Here is a 22502-nt window from a genome sequence, read left to right on the forward strand (position 1 = left end):
GTTCTCACTGCCCGTCGTTGACGGTCGCCTTGGGCACGGCGCTGTCGCCGACCGCCCAGGTGTCGAGGATCTTCTTGTAGTCGCCGTTGTCGATGAGTTCCTGCAGGGCCTTGTGGACGGCGTCGCGCAGTCCGCTCTGGCTCTTCGCGGAGGCGATGCCCCAGGGGGCGGTGCCGTACTGCTCCGGCAGGACCTCGTACGAGCTGCTCTTCTTGGTGAACATCTTGGCGACGGGATAGTCGACGATGGTCGCGACCGCGCGTCCGCTGTCCAGTTGCAGCAGCCCGGTCGGTGCGTCCTCGCTCTGCGAGATCCGCATCTTCTCCTGGCACTTGGCGTTCTGTTCCTCGCCGATGTGGAGGTTGGAGCTGCCCTTGGCGAGGACGACGGTCTTTCCGCAGAGGTCCGCGAGGGACTTGATGCCCTGCGGGTTGCCCTGCTTCGTCATGATGACGCCGCCGGTGCGGAAGTAGTCGACGAAGTCGACCGCCTGGCGCCGCTGCGCACTGTCGGTCATGGACGACATGACCAGGTCGAACCGTCCGGACTCCAGGCCGGGGATCAGTCCGTCGAAGGCGGCATTGGTGAGTTCCAGCTTCAGCTTGAGCCGCCCGGCGATGGCCTTGGCCAGATCGGGGTCGACACCGGTGAGCCGGGTGGTGCCGGGCTCGTACATCTCCATCGGCGGGTAGCCGACCGCGGTGGCCACCCGGAGCACACCCTTCTGCCGGAACTGAGCGGGCAACAGCTCGGCCGCGGTCCGGCCGGAGGCGGCCTGTGACGCGGTTGAGGACGGGGCGTCGCTCTGACCGGAACGCCCACAGGCAGTGGCCGCGAGAGCAACCACGGCCAGGGCTGCCAGACAGCGCAGAGAACGGGGACGATTCATCGGATTCTCCCTCACGGGGTGGCGGTGCGCCGATGCTGGCAGTCGTGCCCCGGTGAACGGAAGATGATGAAGCTATTCATGCCTGACCATCGAAATTTGTACGGGTCCGGGGACGACCGTCCTCACGCGGGACCGGCGGATCGGCACGACCCCTGGGCGACAGGGACGGGAAAGGGGCACCCGGACGCCTCGGGATCACGCAAGGGGCGGCTTCGCGGGAGACTGCCGGTGGATCGCGAGGCCCGGACCGGGCATCCGTGGTCCCTGTGAGGGTCCGGGGGATTAGGTTGGCGGAGAATAGTTTTCGGGCAGCCGGACTCGCGATGGGGGCGAGCATGACCATGCTAAAAGGAGCCAATGTTCCGGTGGCGGCTCAGGCCGTGCGGGTCGAACTGGGGTGGCGCAACTCCCCGGGGACACCGGATGTGGATGGCTCGGCGCTCCTTCTCGTGTCGGGAAAGGTGCGCAGCGACGCCGACTTCGTCTTTTACAACCAGCCCTCCCACGCCTCCGGCGCGGTGCGCCACGAGGGCAAGCGGACCGCCGGCGACGGGATGACGGACAGCCTCGCGATCGAACTGGCGCGCGTCGAGCCGGCCATCGACCGCGTGGTCCTGGCGGCCTCCGCGGACGGCGGCACCTTCGGCCGGGTGGCCGGGCTGTACGTCCGGATCACGGACGCGGCGAGCGGCAGGGAGCTCGCACGCTTCGACAGCACGGACGCGACGATCGAGACCGCGTTCATCCTCGGGGAGCTCTACCGGCGCCAGGGCGCCTGGAAGTTCCGGGCCGTCGGCCAGGGATACGACACCGGCCTCGAAGGGCTCGCGACCGACTTCGGGATTTCCGTCGACGAGCCGCAGCAGCCTCAGCGGACTCAGCCCTATCGCCGACCCCCAACGCCTCAACAGCCGCAGAACACAACGCGGGTCGACCACCGGCCGCCGGCCCCGCCGGCGCCACCGATGGCACCGCCGGTACCTTCCGCACCTCCCGCCACCGCACCCGTCCGGCTGTCCAAGGTGACACTCACCAAGGACGCCCCGTCGGTCTCCCTCGCCAAACAGGGCGGCACCTCGGGAGTGCTCCGCGTCAATCTCAACTGGCAAGTGCGCAAACAGTTCAAGGGCTGGGGAAGCAAATTCGGCAGGGCAGTCGCCAACCACTCGGACCTCGATCTCGACCTCTGCGCTCTCTACGAGCTGACCGACGGCCGCAAGGGAGTCGTCCAGGCACTGGGAAACGCCTTCGGAGCACTCCACCAGCCTCCGTACATCCATCTCGACGGGGACGACCGCACCGGCGCCGTCGACACCGGTGAGAACCTCACCGTCAACCTCGACCACAAGGGCAAGCTCCGGCGCGTCCTGATCTTCGTCACCATCTATGAAGGCGCCCGGAGTTTCGCCGATCTCCACGCGACGGTGACCCTCCAGCCCCAGCACGGCGCCCCGATCGACTTCTCGCTCGACGAATGCACCGTCCCGTCCACCGTCTGCGCACTGGCGCTCCTGACCAACAACGGGGGAGACCTCACGGTGCAGCGCGAGGCCCGCTATCTCGTCCCCGAGCGCGGAGTGAGCCCGCAGCGCACCATCGACTACGCCTACGGATGGGGCATGAACTGGACACCCGGCCGTAAATGACCCCCGGCGGTCCGGCCGGCCCTGCGACGCCCGGCCCACCGCCGACTCCGCTCACCGGTCCGGCGCGGCCTCGGGACGGGCGTACGTACGCCCCTTCCAGGCCGCGCCACGGCCCCGGTAGTGCTGCACCGCCGAATCGACCGTCATCAGCAGATAGAGCACAGCGGTGAACGGCAGCAGTGGCGCCTGCCACGGCGACTGCCGGTAGTAGCCCAGCATCGGCAGATACGTCGCCGTCATCACCGCCCATGCCGCGCCGCCCGCCCACGCCGCCACCGGGTCACCCGTCAGCAGCCCGGAGACCAGCGCGACCGGCGGCGCGAGATAGACCAGCGCGAGCCCCAGCACCGTCCCCAGCAGCAGCGGCGGACTGTGCCGCAACTGGGCGTACGCGCTCCGCGACACCATCCGCCACAGATCCGCCAGCCGCGGATACGGCCGCACGCTGTCCACCCGCTCCGCAAGCCCCAGCCAGATCCGCCCGCCGCTGCGCTGCACCGCCCGAGCCAGCGACACGTCGTCGATCACCGCCTGCCGGATCGACTCCGGAACCCGGGCCCGCTCCGCCGCCGCGGTCCGCAGCAGCACACAGCCACCGGCCGCCGCTGCCGTCCGCGCACCCGACCGGTTCACCCACCGGAACGGATAGAGCTGCGAGAAGAAGTACACGAAGGCCGGTACGACCAGCCGCTCCCAGATACTCGACACCCGCAGCCGCGCCATCTGGGAGACGAGATCGAAGCCGCCCGACACGGCGGCGGCGACCAGTTCCCGCAGGCTGTCCGGCTCATGCGCGATGTCGGCGTCCGTCAGCAGCAGATAGTCGGGCTCCCGGGTCCGGGCCCGTGCGATCCCGTGCCGGACGGCCCAGAGCTTGCCCGTCCAGCCCGGCTCGGGCTCTGCCGGTGACACCACCGTCACCGGCAGCCCTCCGAACCGCACGGACAGCGCACGGGCGACGTCCCCGGTCCCGTCCTTGCTGCAGTCGTCGACGAGGAAGATCTCCGCCCGCCCCGGATAGTCCTGCGCCAGCAGTGACGGCAGACTCACCGGCAGCATGTCGGCCTCGTCACGTGCGGGTACCACGATCGCGACGGACGGCCATCGGCCGGGGTCCTCCCGGCGGGGCAGCCGCTGGCCGGTCCGCCAGAAGAACCCTTGTCCCAGCAGCAGCCACACCCATGCGGCCAGCGAACCCACGGCGATCCAGGCAACGGCGCTCATTCGCCGCAGTCTGCCCCACCGGGACAGAACCGCAAGGGCGGTCGACTATGGTGACCGGGTGAAGATCGCGCTCATGGACTCAGGAATCGGCCTGCTCGCGGCAGCCGCCGCAGTACGCCGGCTGAGGCCCGACGCCGATCTGGTGCTCTCCTCCGACGCCCCCGAAGGCACGCCCTGGGGACCACGTACACCCGAGTACGTGGCCGACCACGCGCTCGACGTGGCCCGCGCGGCAGCCGCCCACCGGCCGGACGCACTGATCGTCGCCTGCAACACGGCCTCCGTGCACGCCCTGCCGGCGCTCCGCGCCGCGCTCGAACCCACGCTGCCGGTCATCGGTACCGTCCCCGCCATCAAACCGTCCGTCGCCGGCGGCGGCCCGGTCGCGATCTGGGCCACGCCCGCCACCACCGGCAGCCCGTACCAGCGCGGGCTCATCGATGAATTCGCCCGCTCGGTCGACGTCACCGAGGTGCCCTGCCCCGGTCTCGCCGACGCCGTGCAGAACGCCGACGAGACCGCGATCGACCTGGCCATCGCCGCGGCCGCCGCCCTCACCCCGCGTGACGTCCGGGCCGTGGTCCTGGGCTGCACCCACTACGAACTGGTCGCCGAACGCATCCGCGCCGCCGTCCGGCAGCCCGGTCTGCCGCCCGTCGCGCTGCACGGATCCGCCGTCGCCGTCGCCGCCCAGGCACTGCGCCGGATCGGGGCCGGACCCGCTCCGTCGGCCGAACCGTCCACCGCTCTCGCCGTGCTCGTCGGCGGTCGCCTCGCCGAGCTCCCGAAAGCCGCTCTGGCCTACGCCGAGGGCCAGCTGCTGGGTGCCGTCAGCCCGGCCCGCTGACCCGGTGGGGGCCCTTCGGACCGTCCCCGGCGTGCGGAAACTTAAGTACGCTGCTTGACATGAGGGACCACCCCCGAAATCCCCGACACACCGGAGCCGACCCCCACTCCGCCGTCTGGATCGGCCGGGCCACCAACCGGGCCCAGTGGGTACTCGCAGCCGCCGGCGCGGCCTGTCTGGCGCTCGGCGTCCAGCTGGCCGTCAGCTCCAGCTGGACCTCCGGGATCGCCCCGCTGCTGATGTCCGTGATCGGCTGTGTCGCCGCCGGACTGCTCATGCTGTTCGGCACCCTCGCCTTCGTGAACGTGGCCGTCCGGATCGACGGCGACGCCCTGGAGGTGCGCTGCGGCCACATGGGCCTGCCGCGTCGCCGGATCCTGCTCACCCATGTGGTGGGCGCGGAGTTCGCCCCCGAGGTCACCCCGCGCCAGTGGGGCGGCTGGGGCTACCGCTGGCGCCCCGAGCAGGGCACCGCCGTGGTGGTCCGCAGGGGCGAGGGCCTGGTGCTCCGGCTCGGCGACGGCAGGACGTTCACGATCACGGTCGACGACGCGGAGGCGGGCGTACGGTTCATCCGCGAGCGCCTGCACCTCACGGCGGCCGGAACCTGACACCGGGACGGCAGCGAGCCTGATCTGCCGGAACCTGACACCGGGACGGCAGCGAGCCTGATCTGTACGGGAAAGCGCCGGAACGACCGGGTACGAAGGGTTCCACCACACGGGCGGGGCTGCCGGACCCACAGCCGGTCACCGTAGACTCCGCCGGGTGAGCGCCACCATCACCTCAGTCGAAGCCGCGCAGCCGGCCTCAACCTCCGTGTCCCGGAAGCGAGGCCTCGTGCGGCCCGCCGCCGCCGTGATCGCGGGTGTACTGCTGTATCTGAGCTTCCCGCCGCGTCCCCTGTGGTGGCTGGTCCTGCCCGGCTTCGCCCTGCTCGGCTGGGTGCTGCACCGACGACGGCTCCGCGCCGGGTTCGGACTCGGCCTCCTCGCCGGGCTGGGCTTCATGCTGCCGCTGCTGCACTGGACCGGGGAGGAGGTCGGCCCGGTGCCGTGGCTGGCCCTCGCCGCCGCCGAGGCGCTGTTCATCGCGGTCGGCTGCATCGGGGTCGCCGCCGTCAGCCGCCTCGCCTGGTGGCCGGTGTGGGCCGCCGCGGTCTGGGTGCTCGACGAGGCGGTCCGGGCCAGGGTGCCGTTCGGCGGCTTCCCGTGGGGGAAGATCGCGTTCGGACAGGCGGACGGCGTGTTCCTGCCGCTCGCGGCCGTGGGGGGCACACCGCTGCTCTCCTTCGCGGTGGTGCTCTGCGGCTTCGGCCTCTGCGAAGCGGTACGCCAGTTCCGCGCCTACCGCCGTACGGGCACCCTGCCGCGGGCGGCCGTCACCGCCGCGGCCGCGACCGTCCTGGTACCCGTCGTCGGCGCGCTCGCCGCGCTGCCCCTGGTCGACGACTCGGCGGAGGACGGCACCGCGACCGTCGCCGCGATCCAGGGCAATGTGCCGCGGCTCGGTCTCGACTTCAACGCCCAGCGCCGTGCCGTCCTGGACAACCATGTGCGCCGCACCGAGCAGCTCGCCCGGGAGGTGGAGGAGGGCAAGGTCCCGCAGCCCGACTTCGTCCTGTGGCCCGAGAACTCCTCCGACCTCGACCCGTACCGGAACGCCGACGCCCGGATCGTGATCGACGACGCCGTGAAGGCGATCGGCGTGCCCACCGTGATAGGGGCGGTGATCGACCCCGACACCGGGAAGCTGCGCAACACCCTCATCCAGTGGGATCCGGAGAAGGGCCCGGTCGAAACCTACGACAAGCGCCACATCCAGCCGTTCGGCGAGTACATGCCGATGCGCTCCGTCGCACGGCTCTTCAGCTCGGACGTGGACCGGGTGCAGCGCGACTTCGGCCCCGGGAAGAAGGTCGGAGTCTTCGACCTGGCGGGGACGAAGGCGGGGCTCGTGACCTGTTACGAGGCGGCGTTCGACGACGCCGTACGGGACACCGTCACGCACGGCGGCCAGCTGATCGCCGTGCCCAGCAACAACGCCACCTTCGGTCGCAGCGAGATGACCTATCAGCAGCTGGCCATGTCCAGGGTGCGGGCCGTCGAGCACAGCCGGTCGGTCGTCGTCCCCGTCACCAGCGGGGTCAGCGCGGTCATCCGGCCGGACGGGACGATCGTCCGGCAGACGAAGCTGTTCACCCCGGACGCGCTGGTGGACGAGGTGCCGCTCAGGTCCTCGCTGACACCCGCGACCCGGATGGGCGCACTCCCCGAAGCCGTGCTCGTGCTGATCGCCGTGGCCGGGCTCGGCCTGGTCGCTGTCCGTTCGGTACGGAGCCGGCGCAGCCGGTGATCCACCGGTCGCGCCGCGTAGGGTCGGACCATGGCTACTCCTGATTTCATCCGCGAGATCCGCGCCACCGCGGGCCAACAGCTGCTCCTGCTGCCCGGAGTCACCGCCATCGTTTTTGACGACGAGGGCAGAGTGCTGCTCGGACGCCGCTCAGACACCGGCAAATGGTCGGTCATCGGCGGCATCTGCGAGCCCGGCGAACAGCCGGCGAGGACCGCGGAGCGCGAGGTGTTCGAAGAGACCGCCGTGCGCTGCGTGGCGGAGCGGGTGGTGCTCACGCAGGCCCTGGAGCCCGTGCAGTACGCGAACGGCGACCGCTGTCAGTACCTCGACGTCACCTTCCGTTGCCGGGCGACCGGTGGCGAGGCACGCGTCAACGACGACGAGTCGCTGGAGGTGGGCTGGTTCCCGGTGGACGCGCTGCCCCCGCTGAACGAGTTCGGGCTCTTCAGGATCAAGCAGTCCATGACCGACGAACCCACCTGGTTCGAACGCACCGCCCAGCAGTGAAAAGCGCTGTCCGCCGGACGGTCCCGGTCTCCCGGGCCCGTCCGGCGGACCGTGCTCAGACGGTACGGGCGTCCGCCGGAAGAGCTTCGGACGCGTCCGGAGCGGCCGTGGTCCCCTCGATGTCCGTGAGATCCCGGTTCCTGGTCTCCTTGGCGCAGACGACTGCCAGCAGGGTGATCAGCGCCGCGGCGATCACGTACAGCGAGATGGGCGTCGAGCTGTCGAAGTCCGCGAGCAGCGCGGTGGCGATGAGCGGCGCCGGGGCACCGGCCGCGACCGACGAGAACTGCGCGCCGATCGACGCGCCCGAGTAGCGCATCCGGGTCGCGAACATCTCCGAGAAGAAGGCCGCCTGCGGTGCGTACATCGCCCCGTGGAAGATGAGCCCGACGGTGACGGCGAGCAGCACACTTCCGAAGTTCCGCGTGTCGATCAGCGCGAAGAACGGGAACGTCCACAGTCCGACACCGATCGCCCCGGTCAGATAGACCGGCTTGCGCCCGACCCGGTCCGACAGGGCGCCCCACATCGGAATGACCGCGAAGTGGACGGCCGAGGCGATGAGCACCGCGTTGAGCGCCGTCTGCTTGCTCAGGTCCGCCGCCGTGGTCGCGTAGACGAGCACGAACGCCGTGATGACGTAGTAGCTGATGTTCTCCGCCATCCTGGCGCCCATGGCGATCAGCACATCGCGCCAGTGGTGCCTCAGCACGGAGACGAGCGGCATCTTCTCCGTCGCCCCGGCACCGGAGCGGCGCTCCTCGGCCTGCGCGAGCGCGGCCTTGAAGACCGGTGATTCATCGACAGAGAGACGAATCCACAGACCGACCATCACCAGGACGCCGGAGAGCAGGAAGGGGATGCGCCAGCCCCATGCCTCGAAGGCGGACTCCGACATCAGTGCGGTGAGCGCGGACAGCACCCCGGTGGCGAGCAACTGCCCGGCCGGCGCGCCCGTCTGCGGCCAGGAGGCCCAGAAGCCGCGCCGCCGTGCGTCCCCGTGCTCCGACACCAGCAGCACGGCCCCGCCCCATTCACCCCCGAGCGCGAAGCCCTGTACCAGCCGCAGGACGGTGAGCAGTACGGGGGCGGCGGACCCGACCGTGGCATGCGTCGGCAGCAGTCCGATGGCGAACGTCGCTCCGCCCATCATCAGCAGACTGAGCACCAGCAGCTTCTTGCGCCCGAGCCGGTCGCCGTAGTGCCCGAACACCAGGGCGCCGAGCGGCCGGGCGGCGAAGCCGACCGCGTATGTGAGGAAGGACAGGAGAGTTCCGACGAGCGGGTCGGACTCGGGGAAGAACAACTTGTTGAAGACCAGTGCGGCGGCTGAGCCGTAGAGGAAGAAGTCGTACCACTCGATCGTGGTCCCGATGAGACTTGCGGCGACGATGCGCTTGAGGTTCGAGGGCGCTGGCGGGGAGCTTGCAGGGGCGGCCATGGGTACCACTTCCGGACGGTTGGCGGGGACGTGCGTGCGTCGCCATACCGTAGGAAGGGGCAGTTCAGGGGCGTATGTGGCGGGACACCACAGTTCACGGTCCAGGTGTGCGCGAGGCCACTATGACAGGCACGTCGAGACTGCTTCGAGGACCGTATTGAAGGCTGGCAGGCGCCTGTCAGGATTGTGCTACTAGGCATGGTTTATTGCCCTGGTGCTGACTCCCGTGCTGGTTTGGTGCTGACCTGAAACCGCATGTCAGCGCCCCTGATCACCTGTCCCGTGCTGACTTGGTGCTGACTACGCAGCGTTGAACTTCGGCATTCGGGGCGGATCGGGCGGGTAGTGTTCTCCCCTTCCGCGCGCCTGCGGTCAGGCCTGGCGGGTTTCTGCGGAGCCGGCCTTGGTTGGTGGCACGTGGTACCGCACCGGCAGGCCCCCGCACCGTGAAACCCATACACAGGCGGCCGGATGAACCCACGCGACCACACCCATGCCCCGCCAACCGTCGCTTCACCACGATTGACCCGGAACCCTCCACGGCCGGAACGCCCAACTCCTCGCCGTACGCCTATGTCAACAACGCCCCCCAATCAGTCCGCCCCCTCCCTTCGACGGGGTTGAGGTCGGGTGCGTAGGGCGGCAGGTAGTAGATGGTCAGCCATTCCCGGCCTGCGGCGAACTCCCGCAGGCCGGCGGCCTATCGAAGAGTCCGGACCGGCCTTGCGGGCGGTCTCGACCAGCAGCACCCCACCGGCCTGCGAGACCACCCCGCTCCCGCCACCCTCGACGTGGACACGCGGATAGAACCCGATACGCTTCTTCACCTGAGGAGTGCTTCTTTCACGCGACAACCTGGACCCTAGACAAGTCCCATCGTTGCAGGTCAGGAGCACTCTTCGCGTTTCCGGTCACGTACCGAACGCCCCACCACGTGAAAGCTCGAGGCTAACTTGCGCCTCGGTGCAAGGTTTTGCCCGTTGGCTCTACATGGCCTACCTGTCCCACGTCAGCGCTCTTTCGAGCCCAGCCACAAGGCTGGTATCCGCCGAGTTGTACGCGGAGGGGGAGAGTCCCGAGGGGTGCGCTCGCCGGTGTCACGACCGCGCCACGAACTCGTCTCCCGCGACGGCCTTTCCCGCCGGGAGCCTTCCCGGACCTGGGTCAGCCCGCCTCGTTCCCGATGGTGGAGACCTGCTCCAGGTCGCACCACCCCTGCGGGTAGGACGGAGGGTAGGAGCAGAGCTGGATGGTGATGGTGCCGGTCTCTCGCATGTCGTAGTAGCACCACTTCTCGCCGCCGGAGCTGGAGCACGACCCCGTCCGGCCGTAATCCGTCGACCACCAAACGATGCTGTTGCCGCCCGACGCGCGGTGGTCCACCCAGATGTCGTCTCCGTAGCTCATGAACCCGGCGTCCGCGTACGGGGTGCTGGTCCATGCCGACGCGGACGCCGACCCTGTCAGCCCCAATGCGAGGACGACAGATGCACCCGCCGCCATGGTGAGTTGTGCGAGCTTCCTCATTCCTACCCCTCCTGTACTGGCATGTACATGCCTATCGGCTGGACGCGGCTGCGACACAAGGCCTGACCGCGCCGACGACACCATCATGAAAGCGCTCTTGTGCCCATCATCGTGACGCAGGTGACCGCAGTGGCGGCGACAGCCAGGCCATGGGCCAGGCGACGGATATTCATGAATTTGGTCTCCAATCGCTCAGGAGCGCATTCGCCTTGAATCGGGCTGTCCCGCAATCTCCGGTGGAGCGGCGCGCGGCGTCGGCGGTGAGGTGACCGGGCGGTGCCGGTGCACCGCCGGGCTGTCCCGGGTGGCGAGCCGCCCGGTTCTGGACACGTCGGCAACGATGTACGGCCGACCTTCGGGAAACCTTGCGAGAAACCTTGCGCGGCAGGTCACGGTGGTGCCTTCCGGGTCGGTACCGGCGTGAAGGGGGGAGCACGGCATGCTGGAGTTCCGGTTACTGGGCACGCTCGAGGCATGGGCCGGGGAGCGGCCGGTGGCCCTGGGGCATGCGCGGCAGCAGTGTGTTCTCGCGGCCCTACTGGTCGACGTCGGCCGCCCGGTGCCGGCCGACCGGCTGCTCCACCGGGTGTGGGACGACCGCGTGCCCCACCGGGGGCGGGACACGCTCTACGCGTACCTATCCCGCCTGCGCCGCGAGCTGGAGCCGCACGGCGTCTGGCTGGTCCGCCGGTCCGGCGGCTACGTGATCGACCTTGGCGAGGCCACGGTGGACGCGCACCGCTTCCGGGGCCTGTTGGACCGGGCCCGACGGGCGGCTGCGGACGAGCAGGCGGAGGCGCTGTGGCGGGAGGCTCTGGGGCTGTGGCGGGGCAGCGCGTTCGCCGGAGTGGATACCCCGTGGTTCAACGCGCAGCGCCAGCTCCTCGACGGCGAGCGGTTGGCCGCTCAACTGGATTTGGTCGACGTTCGATTACGTCGGGGACAGCATGATCGGCTGGTGAGTGAGCTGGTGGCCCGGGCCGAGGTGCATCCGCTCGACGAGCGGGTGGTCGGGCAGTTGGTCCTCGCCCTGTGCCGGTGCGGGCGGCAGGCTGAGGCGTTGGAGGAGTACGAGCGCGCCCGGCGGCGACTTGCCGACGAGCTGGGGGTCGATCCCGGCGCGGCGTTGCGGCGGCTGTATGGACAGATCCTGGCCGGGGATCCGGATTTGTCCGGCGATCCCGATCCGGCCGCCGTCCGCGTCGACGTGCCGTGCGCCGAGGAGGAAGTGGAAGACGGCAGCAACGCTGCCCTGAACCCCGTGACGGGCCGGCAGCTTGTTCCCCGGCTGCTGCCGGCGGACCTCTCCCTGTTCGTCGGCCGCGACGCCGAGGTGGACGAGGCCTGCCGGCTCCTGGACGCGGACGGCCCGGGGACGCTCACTCTGCTGGTCACCGGCCCCGCCGGGGTGGGCAAGACGGCCTTCGCCGTACGCACGGGCCACCGGCTCGCCTCGCGTTTCCCTGACGGCCAGCTGCATGCGGACCTGCGCGGCTTCAGCAACGAGCCGGCCGATCCGTTCACGGTCCTGGGCGCCTTCCTCCGCGCGCTCGGCGTGCGCGGCGGGGCGGTGCCCGCGGAACTGACCGGACGGATCCATCTCTACCGCTCCCTGCTGGCCCAACGGCAGGTGCTCGTCGTCCTGGACAACGCGGCCGGGTCCCAGCAGGTGCGCGACCTGCTGCCGAGCGGCGTGCGATGCGCCGCCGTCGTCACCAGCCGCACGACCATGGCGGAGCTGGGCTGCCGGCGGCTCCCCCTGGACGTGCTGGACTCCGCGAACGGGCTCGCCCTGCTGCGCGAGATGCTGGGCCCGGAACGGGCCGATGCGGAACCCGACTCGGCCCGCTCCATCGTGGAGACCTGCGGCGGTCTTCCGCTCGCGGTGTGGGTGGCCGGCGCGCGACTGGCCGCACGACCGTACTGGCCCCTGGCCCACGTGGCCCGCGCCCTCGCCGACGAGGAGCGCAAGCTCGACGAGCTGGCCGTCGGCCACATCGCCGTACGAGCCAGCCTCGAACTCACCTACCAGCAGATGGCCGCGCCGACCCAGCACGCGCTGCGCATGCTCGCCCTGCTGCCCGGCCCCGACTTCGCCGCCTGGGCGCTGGCCGCGCTGCTGGACGTGGACCTGTCCGAGGCCGAAGCCGTTCTCGATGATCTGGTCGAGGTGCACCTGGTGCAGACCGGATCGGTCGGCGCCACCGGAATCCGCTATCAACTACACGACTTGGTACGGCTGTTCGGCCGGGAGCGTGTGGAGCGCGCCGTCCAGCACCGGGACCGCTCGGCCGCACTCAACCGCTTGCTCGGGGCCAGCCTCCACCTTGCCGACCTCGCCGCGGACACCCTCAGCGTCGACTTCCAGGGCATCTCGCAGGCGGAGTTGTCCTCGTGGCGGGTTTCCCCGGCGGACACCGGTCATCTGCTCGCCGACCCGCTGGCCTGGTTCACCGACGAGCGTCAGTTCCTCATCGACGTGGCGGAGCAGGCGCTCGACAGGACAAAAGCCGCACCTGCCGCCGGGCTGGCCACCGCTCTCACGACCCTGTTCCAGGTCGGCGGCCACTTCGACGACTGGGAGCGGCTGCAGAACCGGGCGCTCAAAGTGGCGTTGAGCAGCGGCGACCGGCACAGCGCCGCGAAGCTCCACCGCTGCCTCGGCGAACTCACCACCATCCTCGACCGGTATCCGGAGGCGTTGAACCACTTCGAGCAGGCGCTGCTGCTCACCGAGGGACAGGGACCGGCCTACCGGGCGGGGGCGACCGCCGGGTTGGCGTATGTGCACCGGCTCCTCGGCCAGTACTCCTCGGCCGTGTTCCACTTCGAGAAGGCCGCCGAGCTGGCCAGGCAGGCGGGCAACGTCAACTGTCTCGTCTACGCCACCAACGGCCTCGGCGTCATCGACCTCGAGCAAGGCCGTGTCGAGGCCGCCGTGGAACGATTCATGGAGTGCCTGCGGGCCAGTCGGGGCGCGGGCTACCGGCCCGGGGAGGCCCAGGCCCTGCGCTGCCTGGGCCAGAGCCACCGCGCGCTCGGTGCCTACCCGGCCGCCGCCGACGCCTACCGGCAGGCGGTCGCGATCAGTACGGACCTCGGCGACCGTCTCACCGCCACTCACGCCGCCTGCTGGCTCGGGGACATCCTGGTCCGCCAGGGCGAGCATCGGGAAGGGCGCCGTCTGCTTGCCCAGAGTCTGTGGACGTACCGGGAGTTCGGCAACCTCTGGGGAGAAGCGGCCACGCTGTACGCACTCGCGGAGGCACAACTCGCGGCAGACCGCCCGGCACTCGCCCGCAGACGCGCCGAAGCCGCAGTCAGGCTCTGGCGGCAGATAGGCTCCCACACTTGGCTCGCCATAGCCCTCGACTCCCTGGCCACCGCGCACACCCAGGCCGGCGACCACCCGGCCGCGACCCGGGCCCGCGACGAGGCCGCGGAGCTGCGGAGGACCTGAGCGCGCCTCGGAAGTCCAGGAAGCGGGCCAGTCCGGCTGCAGTCTCCCGGCTTCATGTCAGCAGACCTCACCACGACGCGGTGCCCCTTGTACGACGGCGACATGCCCTCCACGGACGACCCCTCCACCGTGATCAGACTCTGCTGCGCAAGGCCCGCGCGTACCGCGAGATCCACGCCGAGCTGCGCCGCCTCGACCAAGGAATGCGCGGCGATGTGCCACCCAAACGGAAGGACCTGGAACGGAAGCCGAGCGACCTGCACGACTGGCCTGCCAGTACGGGCGGCGGCATCCCGATCGGCCCCGACCGTCTTCCAGAGAGAGTTTCCGTGGTCGACGCTGCCCTCGCTCTGGGGCCCTGTGACCACTGGTGGGCAAACGGTATGCGTGGCGCCCGGTTCGCGACAGTGCCTGGCCTGCCAGCGAGCATCATCGCCACCTGGGTATGGGGGATCCGCGGGGAAGTGTGGCAGTTCACCGTCTCAGACTTCTTCGGCATCCCCAACCTCGTGATGACCTTCCTCTACTGGATAGCGACGTGGAGTGCGGCGGGCTTTGTCCTCGGTGTGTTGTGGCGTCGACTCCCCGGCCGCCGCGGCTCAGCCAAGGCCTTGCCCGTCGCGCTGGCCTTCGCACTGCCTGCTGGGCTCAATGCTGTGGTGAACCGCTTCACCAATGAGAGCAACGCCAATCTGGCTCTCTACGTCTCAGCCATGCTGTTCGTGCTCACCGTCACCGGCATCGCGCTTGACCTTGACACCTTCCGCAGCGAGCGCAGGTACTGGCAGAGCCGTCTGGGACTGCTTCTGTCCATCTACCAGATGCGTTACTGCTCATTGCAGATGGCGTACCTCATCGCGCAGATCGTTTCCGTGATCACGATTTGGCAGTTCTTTGCGGAATGGATGTGTCCCCACCAAAGGAACCCAACAGCGCACGGTAGGTGCGAGATGTGGGTCACGGGCCATGATGGTCCGTCAGCATCCCGTCGGGATCACACATTGCCGGCGCCCTGACGTCGAGGCTACCGCAGTGGCCGGGGCCTGGACCGTGCAGTCGTCCAGGCTCTCGCTGCGGCGGTCTCAGGCGACGGTAATACCGCTGCGGGGGTGTATGGGGGCGTTGAGTGAGGGGTCGACCAGTACCGGTGCCTTGGCCCGGGACCTTGCCAGGACCTGCGGATCGAGATAGGCGATGGCCAGACCGGGGTCGGCAGTGCCTCGCGTTGACGAGCAAGGTGCCGTCCGGGTTCCAGACGGCACTGCCGCCACATCCGTGGTACGGGCCGCTGGGCCCGCTGTGGTTGGCGAGGGGGACGTAACTGGTGTTGTCCAGGGCCCGTGCCGGGAAGACCGTGGCACGCTGGTGGGCACCGGCGCCCCGGCCGAACATCGCGCCGACCGGATACGTGTGGCAGCCGTCGAGGGCGGCGACGCGGGCGTGCTCGGGGTAGCCAGAATCCCAGCAGATGCCGAGTCCAAGACGCCAGCCATCGACGGTGAGAGTGCACCCGCTGGTGCCGGGGCTGAAGCCGGCGGCGCGCTCGCTTGGCGTGGGGTGCTGCTTGTCGTAGTGGGCGGCGAATCGACCATTGCGGCCCAGGACCAGGACACGGGTCGGGGCTCCGGCCACCACAGCGGGACGGGTATCGGCGCAGGCCCAAGCCTGGTCGCCGAGTAGGGGCCTGCTCCATGTTGTCGTCCAAGCACGGTTCGGCGTCTGACTGGGTGAGCTGGCTACGGTGAGTGACCTTCTTCAGGGTCTGTGGCCGAGTCCGAACCGGCTTGAGCGTACTTTTCTCGATTCCTCACCCAGCACGAGAATCTCCGGTGCTGGTTCGGTGCTGACTTCGGCGGGTCAGTGGCGGGAAAACAGCAGGTCGCAGCTCTGATCGGATGAGTTGTCGTACCACTCGATGGTGGTGCCGATGAGACTTGCGGCGACGATGCGCTTGAGGTTCGAGGGCGCCGGCAGGGAGGTTGCAGGGGCGGCCATGGGTACCACTTCCGGACGGTGGGCGGGGACGGTTCCGTGTCGCCACACCGTAGGAAGGGGGCCGATCGCCGCACCGGACACGGGCAGCACGCGCGCGGCCGTGCGGCGCACCCCTGACGCACCGGCAGAGCGCCTGCTCAGACGGGGTACGCGTGGGTCTGCGTCGCCTTCACCGTCGCCCAGACCTCCGCACCCGGGTGCAGATCCAGCTCGGCGGCGGCGACCGTGGTGAGATCGGCGGCGAGAGGGAGGACGCCAGTGAGGGCGGCGCGGACCTGGTCGCCGTGGGTCTCCAGCCCGGCGACCTCGCAGCGCCAGACGTTGCGGGCGCTGGAACCGGTGGGGCGGCTGCGGTGGAGGGTGACGGCGCTCGGGGGGAACGCCACGAACACCGGTCCGGACAGGACCTCCGCGGTGGTGATGGCGGGGCCGGTGTCCAGGCGGACGGTGTGGCCTTCCGCGTGTCCTCGGTGGAGGTTGAGGCCGACGAGTTGCGCGATGTAGTCCGTACGGGGGTGGCGGGCGATGTCGGACGGGGTGCCCTCCTGGACGACCTCGCCGTGCTCGACGACGACCAGACGGTCGGCGAGGACCATTGCGTCCAGCGGGTCGTGCGTGACGAGTACGGCCACTGCCTCGAACTCGGCCAGGTGACGCCGGAGTTGGGTCCGTACCTCCAGGCGGGTACGGGCGTCCAGTGCGGCGAGGGGCTCGTCGAGGAGGAGCAGCCGGGGGCGGGTGGCGAGGGCGCGGGCGAGCGCGACGCGCTGCGCCTGGCCGCCGGAGAGCCGCCGAGGCTTGGCGCCGGAGTGATCCGCGAGACCCAGGCGGTCGAGCCACTGCGCGGCCTGCGCCCGTGCCTCCGCCTTGGCCGCCCCCTGACAGCGGGGTCCGAACGCCACATTGTCCAGGGCGGTCAGGTGGGGGAAGAGAAGGTAGTCCTGGAAGACGACACCGACGGGGCGGGACTCCGGCGGCGTACGCTCCAGTGCCGCGCCGTCCAGCCTCAAGTGGCCGCCGGTGAGCGGTGTCAGGCCTGCGAGCGCGCGCAGGGCCGTGGTCTTGCCGGCGCCGTTCGGACCGAGCAGGGCGACCACCTCGCCGGGCGCGACGGTCAGCGTCACGTCGAGGCGGAAGGCTCCGCGGTCCACCACGAGTCGGGCATCGAGCCCGTCCGGGGCAGTGCGGGCAGCGAGGCCGTGGGTCTCGGTCATGCGGCGGTCGTCCAGCTGTCGTGGGCCCCGGTCATCCGGCGGTCATCCAACGGTCGCGCAGCCCGGCCAGCACCGCGACGGACACGGCCAGCAGCACCAGGCTGAGGGCGATGGCAGCCTCCGGATCGCTCTGCAGGGCGAGGTAGACGGCGAGCGGCATGGTCTGCGTACGGCCGGGGAAGTTGCCGGCGAAGGTGATGGTCGCGCCGAACTCGCCGAGCGCGCGGGCCCACGCCAGCACCGCACCGGCCGCGATGCCCGGTGCGATCAGCGGGAGCGTGACCCGGCGGAACGCGGTGAAGCGGGACGCGCCCAGGGTGGTCGCCGCCTCCTCGTACCGCGGGTCGGCGGCCCGCAGGGTGCCCTCGACGCTGATGACGAGGAACGGCATCGCCACGAAGGCCTCCGCTACCACCACCCCAGCCGTCGTGAACGGCAAGGTGATGCCGAACCAGGAGTCCAGCCACTGCCCGACGATGCCGTTGCGGCCCAGCGCCGTCAGCAGCGCCACACCGCCCACGACCGGCGGCAGGACGAGCGGGAGCGTGACGAGCGCGCGCACGATGCCGCGTCCGCGGAACTCGACCCGGGCCAGCAGCCAGGCCAGCGGCACCCCGATGACCAGGCTCACGGCGGTGGCGGCAGTGGCGCAGATCAGGGACAGCCGGAGCGCCTGCCACACCTCCGCGCCGGTCAGCTGCTCGGGCATGCTGCGCCACGGGGCCCGTACGAGCAGGGCGATCAGCGGCACGACCAGGAACGCCAGGCCGATCAGGGCGGGTACGAGCAGCGGCAGCGGTGCGCCGCGGCCGCCACCCTCCCGGACACGCCGACGCCGCGGCCCACCCCGGAGGGTGCCGGACGCGGCGTCGGACTTCGCGGTCGTGGTCAAGGCTTCAGGAACCCGGCCCCGGTCAGGACCTTCTGGCCCTCGGCGGACTGCACCAGCGCGATGAACGCCTTGGAGGCGTCCGCGTTGGGGGCGTCCTTGAGCAGGGCGATCGGATAGTCGTTGACGGCCTTCGCCGATTCGGGGAACTCCACACCCTCCACCTTGTCACCGGCCGCCTTCACATCGGTCCTGTACACGACCGCCGCGTCGGCCTCCTTCAGCTCGACCTTGGTCAGGGCGCCCTTGACGTCCTGCTCGTACGAGATCGGGGTGAGCCCGAGACCGACGGCGTCCAGGGCCTTCTGCGTGGCGGCGCCGCAGGGCACCTCCTTGTCGCAGAGCACGACCTTCAGGCCCGGCCCGGTGAGGTCCTCGAGGGAGGAGATCTTGTCGGGGTTGCCCGGCAGCGTGGCGATCTCCAGCTGGTTGCGCACGAAGGTGGCGGGTGTGCCGGAGGCGTCGCCCGCATCGGTGACGATCTTCATCGTCCTGGGGCTGGCCGCGGCGAACACATCGGCCGGCGCGCCACCGGTGATGCTCGCGGCGAGGGAGTCGCTGCCGCCGAAGCTGAAGGTCACCTTCGTACCCGGGTGCTGCTTCTCGAACTCCTTGCCCAGAGTCGTGAAGCTCTCCTTCAACGAGGCCGCGGCGAACACGGTCACCGTGCCGGACAGCTTGTCCGACGAGGAGCCCGGGGCGGAGGAACCCGACTTCACCGACGAGGAGTCGTCGGACGCGGAACAGGCGCTCAGGGTCAGCAGCGCGGCGGTGCCTGCACCGGCCACCTGCAGGGTCCGGCGGTTCCGGCGCGCGGTACGGGTTGTCACGGGTCCACTCCCTCTGGTCCTGACGGACACATGTGCATGCGCTGATGATACTGCCGCAGATGCAAGCTGAAAGTCCTCTGTTGCTTTGCATGAGCCGGACCACTGATCATTCGGGATTGCATGTGCGTTTCTACGGGACAGGTGCCCGGGTGGGATCCTCGGGGAGGTGGTGACCCGTGAGCCGGTCCCCGCGGCGGCGGACGAGCCCATGCGACACGCCCCCGCCGGTGATCTGTCCCGTCCGGTCCGCCCGACCGTGTCCGATCTGCTCATCCGGCCGGAGCACGAGGCCGACGTCAGCTTCGAGTGCGCCACCAGCGGCTTTCAGTGCCACCGCTTCACCGGGCCGCTCCTGCAACGCGATTCGCGTGGACGGCGGTTACACCTTCGGGGCGCGAGGAGCCCGGCCACGCCCGCCGACCCGTGGCCGCGGCCCCCGCGCCGTCGGGCCCGTTGCCGATGGCGATGCGGATGGCTGCGGTCGGCGCCGCGGCGGATGGCGAATCCACATGCGCCGCACGGCTGTTGGACGTCCAGGCGAAGGCGCGCCGGCCCGCTCAGCGGCTCAGAAGCGGTCGATGTGCACGTTCGTCGACTTCACCCGGGCGGTGGCCTCCATCCCGACCTCCAGCCCCAGCTCCTCCACGGCCTCCCGCGTCAGCAGTGACACCAGCCGGTGCGGGCCGGCCTGGATTTCCACCTGGGCGGCGACGTCACCGAGCTTCACCGCGGTGACGATCCCGGGGAAGGCGTTGCGGACCGAGGTGTACGAGGTGTCCTCCTCGCCGCCACCGCCCTTGGCCAGTTCCACGGAGAACTCGGCGAGGTCCTTCCCCTCGATGAGCCGCCGCCCGCCCTCGTCCCGATGGGTGGCCACCCGGCCCGCGTCGGCCCAGCGACGCGCGGTGTCGGGGCTCACACCGAGGAGCCGGGCGGCCTGGCCGATTGTGTAGAACTGCATACCAGCCAAGATAGGCCCATCCATGGATGCCCATGCCCATGCCCATGCCCACCGCACCACCGGCGCCAGTGCTGCCACCAGCATCACCGGCACCATTGGCGCCACCTCATCGCCGTCGGCCTGCCGGATACAATCCGACAATGTTCACACTTCGCGCCCGCACACTGGTTTTTGACATCGACGGCACGCTCTGCTTCGACGGACGAACGATCGATGACCGTATTTTCGCCGCGATCGGCGAGTGCGAGCGCGCCGGCCACCATGTGGTCTTCGCCTCCGCCCGGCCTGTCCGAGACCTGTTGCCCGTCCTCGACGGTGCCTTCCCGGCCGCCACGTTGATCGGCGGGAACGGGAGCCTCGTCTCGGTCGACAGCCAGGTCCGGGCCCGGGCCGCTTTCGATTCCGCCGGGCTCGGCGCGCTGATGGACGCGGTCGGGCAGTACGAGGCGACGTATCTCGCCGACGGGCTCTGGGACTACGCCTATACCGGACCTGCGGGCCATCCGATCCGGGGCCGCGTCGACCAGGGCGGTCTCGCGAAAATGGTGGACATCGCCGAGCTTCCCGAGGTCGTGAAGTTCCTTGTCGTCGGTGCGTCGGACATGGCGGCACTCGCCGACATCGGCCGCCGGCTGGGGCTGACGGTCAACCACCACCTCGACGAGGCGATCGTCGACTTCGCACCGGGCTCGACGACGAAGTGGGAAGCCCTGAGCTCGCTGGGGGTCGGCGAGTACGTCGCATTCGGCAACGACATCAACGACTTCGATCTCCTGCGGAACGCCGAGCGGGCGGTGCGCGTCGGCTCGCACCCGGGTCTGCACGACGTCGCCCAGGTCACCGTCGCCGCCGACCCGGAAGCAGTCGCGGCCGAGATCTCACTGCTGGCCGAGGCGGCCCGGGCCGTCGTCCGGGTGGTGTGAAGCCCTCGCCGGTCGCCGAACGGAGGATCGTCGAGTGGGCGCGGCTGCCGGCCGCGGGCAGCAGTGTGGCCGAGCACCTCCTGCGCAGCAGATGTCGCGACGACCTCCGGCGTGCGCAGGTCCGGTCCTGCAGGGACAGAACTTCTACGGCCCGGCCTTCGAGCGTCAAGGCGCGTGTCCGACGAGCAGGGACCGGGGACATCGCCCGCGAGGTGGCCCGCCAGTTCCACGCGGCCGGCGCCAACCTGGTCCTCGGTGACCTGAACGCCGGGGCGCTGGAGGAGTTCGCCGCGACGCTCGACCCCACGGGCGCGACCGTGACCACCCGCACCCTGGACGCGGCCTCGCCGGAGAGCAACAACGCGTTCGTCGCCGCGGCGGTCGAGACGTACGGCTCGGTCGACTTCCTCGTCCCGGCCGCCGGGATCTACCCGGAGCAGGCCGTCGCCGAGATGACCGACGAGCAGTGGAACACCGTCATCTCGGTCAACCTCAACGGTGTCTTCTACCTCACCCGCGCCGTCCTGCCCCACCTCAACGAGGGCGGCAGCATCGTCAACCTGACCTCCATGGCCGGTCACCGCGGCAGCATCCGGCACGCGCACTACGCTGCGACGAAGGGGGCGCTGCTCGCCTTCTCCCGCAGCCTCGCCTGGGAGCTCGGCTCCAGGGCGCGGATCAACATGGTCTCGCCCGGCATCATCGAGACCTCCATGACCCGCGACTACGTCGCCGCCCGCGGCGACACCGCGCTCGCCACGACGCCCCTCGGCCGCCTGGGCAGGCCGGAGGAGGTGGCCTCCGTCGTCACCTTCCTGTGCTCGCCCGCGGCGAGTTTCGTGCAGGGCGAGGTCATCCATGTGAACGGCGGAATGCACATGATCTGAGCAGGACCGAGAACACCGGTGGGAAGAGCGGCAGTGTGCGAGCGGGAACGGAACGGAACATGACGACGGAAGCGGCGATCTACCCCGACCTCGGCGGCAGGTCCGTATGCGTCACCGGCGCCGCGCGCGGCCTGGGGCTGGCGATGGCCGACGCGTACGTACGTGCCGGGTGCCATGTGCTGCTGCTCGACATCGACGGCGAGGAACTGGACCGGGTGCGGCCCGCACTGGCAGCGGGCCGCACCGGCCAGGTGATCGCGACGGCCACCGCCCCGGTCGGCGACCAGGACGCGGTGACGGCGGCGCTCACCTCGTTCACCGCCGCAACGGGAGAGCTCTCCGTCATGGTCGCCAATGCCGGTGTGTCCGCCAACGCGCCCTCCCTCGATCTCGAACTGGACCGCTGGAACACTGCGTTGGACGTCAATCTCACCGGAGCCTTCGTCTGCGCACGCGCCGCCGCCCGCATCATGCGCGAGGGCGACGGAGGCGTTGTCCTCACCACCTCGTCGATGTACGGAGTGACCGCCGGGCCCGAACGCGCGGCGTACTGCGCGACGAAGGCCGCCGTCGCCGCCCTCACCAAGGTCCTGGCCGTCGAGTGGGCCCCCTTCGGAATCCGGGTCAACGCGCTCGCGCCCGGGTACGTCGAGACCGACCTGCTGACCCGGCTCTCCGACGCCGGGCGGCTCGACACCCGGGCGCTGCGCCGCCGGACCCCGCGCGGCCGTCTGGGCAGCCCGCAGGACATCGCGCATCTCGCCCTCTTCCTGTCCTCCGGGGTGTCCGCGAACATCACGGGCCAGGTGATGGTCAGCGACGGCGGCTGGACGGCCGACGGTTACGCGGTGGCGCCTGCAGACCCGAGGCCGTAGAAGGGCGGCGCCGCCCCGACGGGTCCGGC

The 22502-nt window shown here is 70.3% G+C and carries 20 protein-coding genes and 1 pseudogene; 10 read left to right on the top strand and 11 right to left on the bottom strand.

Translation table 11 applies throughout. The features are described 5' to 3' along the window. Positions 1 to 4: 4 nt before the first annotated feature. The gene (locus tag IE107_RS25250; RefSeq protein ID WP_189546542.1) at positions 5 to 889 is read right to left on the bottom strand and encodes an ABC transporter substrate-binding protein; all 885 of its coding nucleotides are present in this window, start codon (positions 887 to 889) and stop codon (positions 5 to 7) included. 323 nt (positions 890 to 1212) lie between these two features. On the opposite strand from IE107_RS25250, the gene IE107_RS25255 reads away from it, so the two are divergent. Beyond that, positions 1213 to 2535: a TerD family protein gene (locus IE107_RS25255; RefSeq protein ID WP_189546545.1), complete on the top strand. Its 1323-nt coding sequence runs from the start codon at positions 1213 to 1215 to the stop codon at positions 2533 to 2535. A gap of 51 nt (positions 2536 to 2586) precedes the next feature. On the opposite strand, the gene IE107_RS25260 is transcribed toward IE107_RS25255, so the two are convergent. Further along, entirely contained in the window at positions 2587 to 3759 is a 1173-nt protein-coding gene (locus tag IE107_RS25260) for a glycosyltransferase (RefSeq protein WP_189546547.1), read from the bottom strand. Positions 3760 to 3817: 58 nt separating this feature from the next. Here IE107_RS25260 and IE107_RS25265 point away from each other — a divergent pair, with 58 nt between their 5' ends. The 4 genes from IE107_RS25265 to IE107_RS25280 all read left to right on the top strand — a co-directional run bounded on the left by IE107_RS25265 (position 3818) and on the right by IE107_RS25280 (position 7471). Beyond that, on the top strand, positions 3818 to 4606 hold the full coding sequence (locus tag IE107_RS25265) for a glutamate racemase (RefSeq protein WP_189546549.1): 789 nt from the start codon (positions 3818 to 3820) through the stop codon (positions 4604 to 4606). A gap of 59 nt (positions 4607 to 4665) precedes the next feature. Next, a complete protein-coding gene (locus IE107_RS25270) occupies positions 4666 to 5217 on the top strand; it encodes a hypothetical protein (RefSeq protein WP_189546551.1) in 552 nt (183 codons plus the stop codon). Positions 5218 to 5374: 157 nt separating this feature from the next. After that, positions 5375 to 6961, top strand: a complete 1587-nt coding sequence (gene lnt / locus IE107_RS25275; RefSeq protein ID WP_189546554.1) for an apolipoprotein N-acyltransferase — start codon at positions 5375 to 5377, stop codon at positions 6959 to 6961. A 30-nt stretch (positions 6962 to 6991) separates the two neighbouring features. After that, positions 6992 to 7471 (top strand): NUDIX hydrolase, encoded by a 480-nt coding sequence (locus IE107_RS25280; protein WP_189546556.1) that lies wholly within the window; start codon positions 6992 to 6994, stop codon positions 7469 to 7471. Between the two features lie 55 nt (positions 7472 to 7526). Here IE107_RS25280 and IE107_RS25285 read toward each other — a convergent pair whose 3' ends face one another. From IE107_RS25285 to IE107_RS25290, 3 genes and pseudogenes are all read right to left on the bottom strand, one after another. Further along, positions 7527 to 8912 (bottom strand): MFS transporter, encoded by a 1386-nt coding sequence (locus IE107_RS25285; protein ID WP_189546558.1) that lies wholly within the window; start codon positions 8910 to 8912, stop codon positions 7527 to 7529. A 607-nt stretch (positions 8913 to 9519) separates the two neighbouring features. After that, positions 9520 to 9612 (bottom strand): annotated as a pseudogene (locus tag IE107_RS35280) (transposase); the annotation flags it as partial. Between the two features lie 464 nt (positions 9613 to 10076). Then, positions 10077 to 10439, bottom strand: coding sequence for a hypothetical protein (locus tag IE107_RS25290; RefSeq protein ID WP_189546560.1), 363 nt, complete (start codon positions 10437 to 10439; stop codon positions 10077 to 10079). Between the two features lie 439 nt (positions 10440 to 10878). Between IE107_RS25290 and IE107_RS25295 the strand changes: the two genes are divergently transcribed. Beyond that, entirely contained in the window at positions 10879 to 13899 is a 3021-nt protein-coding gene (locus IE107_RS25295; RefSeq protein WP_189546562.1) for an AfsR/SARP family transcriptional regulator, read from the top strand. Between the two features lie 80 nt (positions 13900 to 13979). Then, a complete protein-coding gene (locus IE107_RS25300; RefSeq protein WP_189546564.1) occupies positions 13980 to 14915 on the top strand; it encodes a DUF6185 family protein in 936 nt (311 codons plus the stop codon). Here the strand turns inward: IE107_RS25300 and IE107_RS36190 are convergent. The 6 genes from IE107_RS36190 to IE107_RS25330 all read right to left on the bottom strand — a co-directional run bounded on the left by IE107_RS36190 (position 14857) and on the right by IE107_RS25330 (position 19788). Further along, entirely contained in the window at positions 14857 to 15534 is a 678-nt protein-coding gene (locus IE107_RS36190) for a carbon-nitrogen hydrolase family protein (protein WP_189546565.1), read from the bottom strand. The genes IE107_RS25300 and IE107_RS36190 overlap by 59 nt on opposite strands. 222 nt (positions 15535 to 15756) lie before the next feature. Next, positions 15757 to 15894, bottom strand: a complete 138-nt coding sequence (locus IE107_RS25310; protein WP_189546567.1) for a hypothetical protein — start codon at positions 15892 to 15894, stop codon at positions 15757 to 15759. Positions 15895 to 16031: 137 nt separating this feature from the next. Beyond that, on the bottom strand, positions 16032 to 17108 hold the full coding sequence (locus tag IE107_RS25315) for an ABC transporter ATP-binding protein (protein WP_189546569.1): 1077 nt from the start codon (positions 17106 to 17108) through the stop codon (positions 16032 to 16034). 31 nt (positions 17109 to 17139) lie between these two features. Then, positions 17140 to 18000 carry a molybdate ABC transporter permease subunit gene (modB, locus tag IE107_RS25320; protein ID WP_189546570.1) on the bottom strand — a complete coding sequence of 287 codons (861 nt, stop codon included), beginning with the start codon at positions 17998 to 18000 and terminating at the stop codon, positions 17140 to 17142. Next, positions 17997 to 18827: a molybdate ABC transporter substrate-binding protein gene (modA, locus tag IE107_RS25325; protein WP_189546571.1), complete on the bottom strand. Its 831-nt coding sequence runs from the start codon at positions 18825 to 18827 to the stop codon at positions 17997 to 17999. The genes modB and modA overlap by 4 nt, the downstream gene beginning before the upstream one ends. Before the next feature lie 565 nt (positions 18828 to 19392). After that, the gene (locus tag IE107_RS25330; protein WP_189546572.1) at positions 19393 to 19788 is read right to left on the bottom strand and encodes a TOBE domain-containing protein; all 396 of its coding nucleotides are present in this window, start codon (positions 19786 to 19788) and stop codon (positions 19393 to 19395) included. 140 nt (positions 19789 to 19928) lie between these two features. Here IE107_RS25330 and IE107_RS25335 point away from each other — a divergent pair, with 140 nt between their 5' ends. From IE107_RS25335 to IE107_RS25345, 3 genes are all read left to right on the top strand, one after another. Further along, positions 19929 to 20711: an HAD hydrolase family protein gene (locus IE107_RS25335; protein ID WP_189546573.1), complete on the top strand. Its 783-nt coding sequence runs from the start codon at positions 19929 to 19931 to the stop codon at positions 20709 to 20711. Positions 20712 to 20776: 65 nt separating this feature from the next. Next, entirely contained in the window at positions 20777 to 21598 is an 822-nt protein-coding gene (locus IE107_RS25340) for an SDR family NAD(P)-dependent oxidoreductase (RefSeq protein WP_268246615.1), read from the top strand. A gap of 59 nt (positions 21599 to 21657) precedes the next feature. After that, entirely contained in the window at positions 21658 to 22473 is an 816-nt protein-coding gene (locus tag IE107_RS25345; protein ID WP_189546574.1) for an SDR family NAD(P)-dependent oxidoreductase, read from the top strand. Positions 22474 to 22502: the final 29 nt, after the last annotated feature.

The sequence above is a fragment of the Streptomyces gelaticus genome, from assembly GCF_014649535.1.
Classification (GTDB): domain Bacteria; phylum Actinomycetota; class Actinomycetes; order Streptomycetales; family Streptomycetaceae; genus Streptomyces; species Streptomyces gelaticus.